Below are 7098 nucleotides of genomic sequence, written 5' to 3'. Positions count from 1 at the left end.
GGAAGAGATGCTGCTTCAATCGGAGAAACTTTCCGTTGTCGGTCAATTAGCGGCAGGAATCGCACATGAGATTCGTAATCCACTGACCTCGCTTATTGGTTTCTTGAAGCTCATCAAGTGCGCTCCTGCCAATAAGATCGTCGAGTACGCAGATATCATGTTGGTTGAATTAAATCGGATCAACAACATTGTGAACGAGTTCATGCTCATTTCGAAGCCGCAAAGAAGTAGATTTGAAGATAAAAACATTTGTGACATTATCGATAATGTGGTCTCACTGCTTCAGCCCCAGGCGCTGCTGCATAATGTCGAGATTCAATTTGAGAGCCATGAAGATCACGTGTATATGGTTAAAAGTGATGAAGGTCAGTTGAAGCAGGTATTCATTAATTTGCTGAAAAATTCCGTAGAGGCCATGCCAGGTGGCGGAACCGTTGATATTGCTATTCAAGGTCTAGGAAATAAGAAAATGTCGATTAAGCTCAAAGATAATGGGATTGGAATCGCTGAGGAGCTAATACCTAGACTTGGGGATCCCTTTTTTACGACAAAAGAAGAAGGAACAGGGCTCGGAATGATGGTTTGCTATCGAATTATCGAAGCGCATCAAGGAAGTATGAGGGTTCAAAGCAAGCTGGGAGTAGGAACTATGATTGATATCGAACTCCCTTTTGTGCTATAAAAAGAGTACTTTCAACGTCTTTTTCATTTGAAATAATATTTCACAATTTCTTCAAAGCATGTCGACAAAGTTTTACAAACTTCTGAGGAATCATGATTTATAATAAAGAAACTAACGATACTGAACAGAAGTGGTGTGAACTGTTGAGATGGAACTTTTACTACTGAAAATTGAAGCACTTCGCATGAAGATGATAGAGGAAGCCGAAYGTCACGGCTGTTTTACCCATGAAAAGGTCGTTGCGATTAGCCAACAATTGGATGAATATATTATCCGGTATTACGTGCTGAAATAATAAATCGGCAGGTTGACGATTAAACATCGTGGTGATAATATGGGATTATTCCAAGTGATTAACTTGGTTTAAGCTAAGCAGTTTGACCGACCGTAAAAAACGGAGGCAATCCTTTGATGGATTGCCCTTTTTTTTATATAACAAATAGACAGGGAGATGTGAGTATGAGTATTGGACAAAGACGACTTGGCAGATCAGGGTTGCGTGTGTCAGAGGTAAGTCTTGGCACAATGGCTTTCGGCAGATGGATCGGGGAGAAGGAATCCGCGGAAGTGCTGGATACGGCGCTAGACTCGGGGATTACCCTTATTGATACAGCTGATGTGTATGGCTCTGGGATGGACAAGGATAATCCGCTTGAAACCGGAGAATCCGAAACGATTCTCGGCAACTTGCTTGGCGCTCGCCGTCATGAAATCGTGCTGGCGACCAAAGTTCACGGACGTGTTGGACTAGGTCCGAACGATGCTGGTCAAAGCCGATACCATATCTATCGAGCTGTTGAAAATAGTCTTAAACGGCTGAAGACCGACTATATTGACTTGTATCAAGTACATAGGTTCGACGAACAAACGCCGCTGGAAGAAACCCTGCGAGCACTGGACGACCTTGTTCGTCAAGGGAAAGTTCGCTACATTGGCGCCTCGAACTATGCGGCGTGGCAGATTGCCAAAGCTCATGGCATATCCGCGCTGCAGCGGCTTGAACGCTTCGAAAGCGTCCAGCCGGAGTACAGCCTGATTGCACGAGGAATAGAGCAGGAGCTGCTGCCGTTCGCTATCTCGGAGGGCGTAGGCGTTATCGTGTACAGCCCGCTGGGACGCGGTCTTTTGACTGGGAAATACGCCTACGGCCAGCAACCGCCTGCTGGAACCCGTGGCGCTGCCAATGAGAAGCGGCTGCATGCGCTGCTGGAGCAAGAGCGGCATTTCCACATTGTGGAGCAGTTGAAGCCAATCGCAGCACGCAAAGGCTGGACGCTTGCTCAGCTAGCGCTGAGCTGGGTTCTTAGTACACAGGGGGTCACATCCGCGATTCTGGGTGTGTCCAAACCGCATCATATCACGGATATTTTGCCAACCGTTGCAGAGAAGTTGACGCAGGAAGAACTGAAAGAGCTTGATGCGGTGACTCAAAGCGCACAAGCGAACTTGGTTCGTAATTAAGATCATGGCGGCCGCAGGCACGTTACTCCTCACCAGTGTAAGCGAGGAGTGAAGGAGTTGTGATCGGCATAGGTAAATAGAAGGCTGCTCCTGGAAGATTAACTTCTGAGGGAGCGGCCTTTTTTGACCTTTTTGGGGTGCAGTTCACCTGCATGGCTATGAGGGGAAGTATGGTTCGCTATTTGGAAGAAAAGGCATATTTTCCATCTGTTCAGAGAACTACGATCCGCTATTTTGCCAATTCACGCAAGAAACGTACTCACGTGGGGAAAATAAGTCCCTGTAGTTCCGCACATCAGTGGAAACAGCTCGATTTCCGTCAAATAGCGGACTCTAGTTCCTTTGAGAAATACCTGAGGGTAGCCTCAGTAGCGTCAGTTTGATCCGTCAGGATTTTTGTGAGCACCCTAGGAATAACACAAGTGTACCTAAAAAAAACGCTAAAGAAACAGGAAATTATTAACTATAATGAACATTGTTAAGCGCTTACACGGAAATAAACGTTAGTATTCAAACATGAAAGGAGGTCGCTTGTTCCTATAATCATTCTGTTCACTTAAAGCACGCCTCACGCCTGTTTATCTGAATTAACAGTATTGCGTACTGCTTCGAACACCAAAGTTAATAATTGACTAGGAGGATTATTATGCGAAAAAAGATGCTAAAACCGATTCATTACTTCGTTATGCTTTCCTTGTTGCTATCGACAGCGTTAATTTTGAGCAATGTTACCTCGGTAACAGCAGCATCCATTGCGATCAACAACCCTGGCTTTGAAAGCGATGCAACTGGCTGGACGAAAGTCGGTTCCGCTGCGATCTCAACAAGTGATCATCACAGTGGTACTCGTTCGGCGAAATCCACAGATACGAGTGGCGGTTATAAGCAAACAATATCCGGTCTTACAGCGAACACCAGCTATACGTTGAAAGCCTGGATTCTCGGTCAAGGCGCCATTGGCGCTAATACGTTCGGCGGCAGCGAAGTTACAGCAGGCGGCAATACCGCTGCTTGGACGCAATTTACCGTCAACTTTACAACAGGGGCAACGAACACTAGCGCCGTGATTTTGGCTAGAGGCACGAGCTCTTCCGACGTGCGCTTTGATGATTTTACCCTTGACAGCGGCACTAGCTCGACCCCAACTCCTACTGCAACGCCAACATCCACACCAACACCGACGCCACCTACAACACCGACACTTCCTTCTGATATCCTATACTTGAAAAATTGGAAAATCACATTACCGATTCCGAAGCAATCCGGCTCCACAAGTCCACTAGAGGTGTTACAACCAGCGTTAAATACGTATTCCATCGATCCTTGGTTTAAAGTTGTGCACGATGCAGATGGGTATGCCGTTCAATTTCGCGCTAACCATGGCGCTGTGTCAACGTCCGGGTCCAGCAACCCAAGAAGTGAGCTGCGCGAGATGAAGGATAATTACACGACTGGGGACTCCAGCAATCAGATGGCTTGGGGTAGCAATGACGGGAAAACGCATACGATGTACATTAAGCAAAAAGTGACTCATCTGACAACGGTTAAACCACAAACAGTCGTTGGCCAAATCCATGATGCCGATGATGACGTAACTGTCTTCCGTGTTGAAGGCAATAATCCTGGCGGTGTTTCCACAACAGCAAAAATTTACATTACAGATGGGGACAACACACATGGCTATTTGCTAGATAGCAACTATACGCTGGGAACTTTGTTTACGGTTAAAATCATTGTAGCGAACGGCGTTATTTCCTATGAATACAATGGTCAAACTGTGCCGTACACGCAAACGAAAAATGTAACAGGATGTTTCTTCAAAATTGGGAACTACACCCAATCCAATGATTCAACTGCACCTGGCGAAAGCCCAGATGCCTATGCTGAGAACTGGGTGTACGACTACTCAGTTACACACCAATAAGCCCGTTAACTAGCTACTGATCCGGTGTGTCTTTAAAAAGTGTAGCGCAAAATTGACTAAGGCTCATACCTGTTTTACGCTTGAAAATTTTACCGAACGCATGGATATTCGTATAACCGACCCTATTTGCGATTTCGCCAAAGGATTGGCCGGATTGGAGCGCCAGTTCCTTGGCTTTCTCCAGCCGGACCCAGACCAGGTATTGCACCGGAGACATGCCGAATGCGCTGCGGAATTGCGTAATAATGTAGTTACGGCTCCAGCCGGTTAGCTTCTCTAGATCTTGATGTGTAAAACCGCTCTGCAAATGGTTGGAGATATAGTTGCGTATAAGAATGAGCTTCGCTTTGTTAGCATCTTCTCTTTTTGAGGTGCTGACGGTGAGCTCCTTTTTTTGTTTGGACATCTGAAGCAATAAATGGGACAGGAGGTTTTGGCATAAAAAGTGKTCTGTTACCTCCGGCATTCGGTAATGATGCACGAGCTCAGTCAGCTTATGCTCGATAGTGTGATTTTGGTAATTGCCCATGTAATGAGGGCCAATTTCCTTGGAAGTATCAATGACTTGGTGGATGGGGAAACCGGTTTCACCAAAATGGAAAACAATCGAGATGCAGACATAAGGCTCGTTCAGCCGTGTGGTAACGTAATGGGGCTCGTCCGGTCGATGAAATATCAGATCACCGCGTTCCGTCACATAATTGTGCCCGCTAATATGATAATCTGCGACTCCCTCAACTACATACTGCAGCTGATATTGCTTCAAGGAGCGTTGTTTTAGTTTCCAGCCATTAGGGGCATGGAACATATGGRCAAGCGTAATATACGGTGGGAAATAATACTGCTTCAGCTGCTCGAGCGTTTCGCTTGGCTCCATAAAATATAGCTTATTCGTCATCGTTCGCCTCCGTATGATCCGTCCGAATGCATGATTCCATTATACAAATATATGGGAATCTGCAATAGTGTGATATTGGTAACCATTGTGTTACTTTGGGATAAATACTTCCTATGAACGGGTCTGTACAATAAAAACATATTCATCAAGGAGAAGGAGGCGCTCAGTGATGTCTTCAGCCAGGCGAAGAAGAGATTACAGTCTTACAGGCAAGGAGAACCAGCGAGCACAAGATAGGGGTCTCGTGACCACGGAATGGTACACATCGCCCATTCCTCGTCAGCGGATGAAGGAGCTAATGAAGCGCAAGGATGGGCCAGCGATACGAGATACGATTATTTTATTCGTGCTTCTCATAGCGACTGGCATCCTTGGATATTACTCGTGGGGAACTTGGTGGGCTGTTCCAGCATTTTTTATCTATGGCACACTGTACGCATCCCCGGGAGATTCGCGTTGGCATGAATGCGGGCATGGGACGGCCTTCAAGACACCTTGGATGAATGAAGTGGTGTATCAGATTGCTTCCTTCATGGTGCTGCGCTCTGCTACACCTTGGCGCCATAGCCACACGCGTCACCATAGCGATACGTACATTGTAGGGCGTGATCCCGAGATTTTTATGGAAAGGCCACCGATCTGGCGCATTCTTTTTATGGAGATTTTTCATCTATATGGCGGACCAAAGGAAATAAAACGATTTTTTCTACATTGTGTAGGGAAAGTGGATCGTACGGAAAATGAATATATCCCCCTGTCMGAGCGTCCCAAAGCCTACCTGGAAGCACGCATTTATCTGCTTATTTTAGCCTCTGTTATCGGGCTTTCGATTTATCAAATGAGTTTCCTGCCGCTAATGTTTATTGGCCTGCCGACCTTCTACGGTACATTGCTGATGTTGTTATTTGGATTATCGCAGCATTTGGGGCTGCATGAAGATGTACTGGATCATCGTTTGAATACACGCACGGTGTATCTGAATCCAGTGTTTAGATTCCTCTACTGGAATATGAATTATCACGTTGAGCATCACATGTTTCCGATGGTGCCCTATCATGCACTTCCTGCGCTTCATAAGGAAATGCAGGGAGATTGTCCGAAGCCATGCAGCAGCCTGGGCGCTGCGCTGAAAGAAGTAATGATCGCGCTGATCAAACAGGGCAAAGATCCAGCGTATACGATTGTTAAGCCGCTGCCCAGCACAGCGCGCCCCTATTATTATGGACCAGAGAAGACGACGGATGCGGCAGTAGCGAAAAGCATGGACACTAACCCTGCGATAACCGGAGGAATGACACATGGCGCCTGATGAGTGGATTGAGGCATGCGGAGCGGACGAAATTGAACAGGAAGATATGATCCGATTCGATCATAGCGATCGCTCCTTCGCTATTTATCGTACAGATAGAAATGAGTATTATGCGACGGATGGTTTTTGTACACATGGGAAGTTTCATCTGTCAGAAGGGCTTGTCATGGGAAATATCATTGAATGTCCGAAGCATAATGGGAGATTCGATGTGATTACTGGGCAAGCGAAGCGGGCGCCTGTTTGTATCGATCTGAAAACCTATCGCGTGAAGGTAGAAGCTGGGAAAGTTTTCATTAAGCTCTGAGAGATTTTAGGGAGAGACGGGCTTTGGAGGGAGGATGATTATGGGGGACAGGAATGTGGTGGACGTTCAGACTGGAACATATAAAGGACTCAGCTCTCTTGCTATTGAGAATGAACAGCTCAAGATTGAGCTAGTCCCGCAGCTGGGAGGGAAGCTGGTTTCAATGATCTATAAGCCAACTGGCAAGCAGTGGCTGCTTGATTCTGGTACGCGTCCTCTTGAGCAGCCGGAGTTTGGCTCCACCTTCACGGATTGGGATATGAGCGGGTGGGACGAATGTTTTCCGACGATCATCGCCTGCCCTTCTGGTGTGGATGAACCTATTCTCCTGCCGGATCATGGAGAAYTCTGGTCGCTTCCRGGAACTTGCAAGATCGAAGAGGGGGCTGTTGACTGTACGATCATAAGTCCGCAGTTGCCCTACCGTTTTTCAAGGCGAATATCTTTGGTGGGCGTTGACAGAGTTAGGTTGGCATACCGCGCCGAGAATGAGGGTGATAAACCGATCCCCTTCCTG

At 46.7% G+C, this 7098-nt stretch carries 7 protein-coding genes and 1 pseudogene; 7 read left to right on the top strand and 1 reads right to left on the bottom strand.

The features are described 5' to 3' along the window. The 4 genes from AC1DUA_RS16040 to AC1DUA_RS16025 form a co-directional block, all read left to right on the top strand. On the top strand, positions 1-682 hold a 682-nt coding region (locus tag AC1DUA_RS16040), incomplete at its 5' end, for an ATP-binding protein (protein ID WP_477500724.1). Between the two features lie 148 nt (positions 683-830). Beyond that, on the top strand, positions 831-977 hold the full coding sequence (locus AC1DUA_RS16035; RefSeq protein ID WP_477500723.1) for an aspartyl-phosphate phosphatase Spo0E family protein: 147 nt from the start codon (positions 831-833) through the stop codon (positions 975-977). Between the two features lie 164 nt (positions 978-1141). After that, a complete protein-coding gene (locus AC1DUA_RS16030; RefSeq protein WP_477500722.1) occupies positions 1142-2143 on the top strand; it encodes an aldo/keto reductase in 1002 nt (333 codons plus the stop codon). A gap of 646 nt (positions 2144-2789) precedes the next feature. Further along, the gene (locus AC1DUA_RS16025; protein ID WP_477500721.1) at positions 2790-4067 is read left to right on the top strand and encodes a polysaccharide lyase family 7 protein; all 1278 of its coding nucleotides are present in this window, start codon (positions 2790-2792) and stop codon (positions 4065-4067) included. A 13-nt stretch (positions 4068-4080) separates the two neighbouring features. Here the strand turns inward: AC1DUA_RS16025 and AC1DUA_RS16020 are convergent, their stop codons facing one another. Continuing rightward, a complete protein-coding gene (locus AC1DUA_RS16020; RefSeq protein ID WP_477500720.1) occupies positions 4081-4965 on the bottom strand; it encodes a helix-turn-helix domain-containing protein in 885 nt (294 codons plus the stop codon). Between the two features lie 169 nt (positions 4966-5134). On the opposite strand from AC1DUA_RS16020, the gene AC1DUA_RS16015 reads away from it, so the two are divergent. From AC1DUA_RS16015 to AC1DUA_RS16005, 3 genes and pseudogenes are all read left to right on the top strand, one after another. Continuing rightward, positions 5135-6274, top strand: a complete 1140-nt coding sequence (locus AC1DUA_RS16015; protein ID WP_477500719.1) for a fatty acid desaturase family protein — start codon at positions 5135-5137, stop codon at positions 6272-6274. After that, the gene (locus AC1DUA_RS16010) at positions 6264-6581 is read left to right on the top strand and encodes a MocE family 2Fe-2S type ferredoxin (RefSeq protein WP_477500718.1); all 318 of its coding nucleotides are present in this window, start codon (positions 6264-6266) and stop codon (positions 6579-6581) included. Before AC1DUA_RS16015 ends, AC1DUA_RS16010 begins: the two co-directional genes overlap by 11 nt. 40 nt (positions 6582-6621) lie before the next feature. Further along, a pseudogene (locus tag AC1DUA_RS16005) lies at positions 6622-7098 on the top strand (hypothetical protein); the annotation flags it as partial.

The sequence above is a fragment of the Paenibacillus sp. 01T422 genome, from assembly GCF_056398785.1.
The sequence above is the reverse complement of the archived record's forward strand: the minus strand, read 5'-3'. Positions and strand labels throughout refer to the sequence as shown.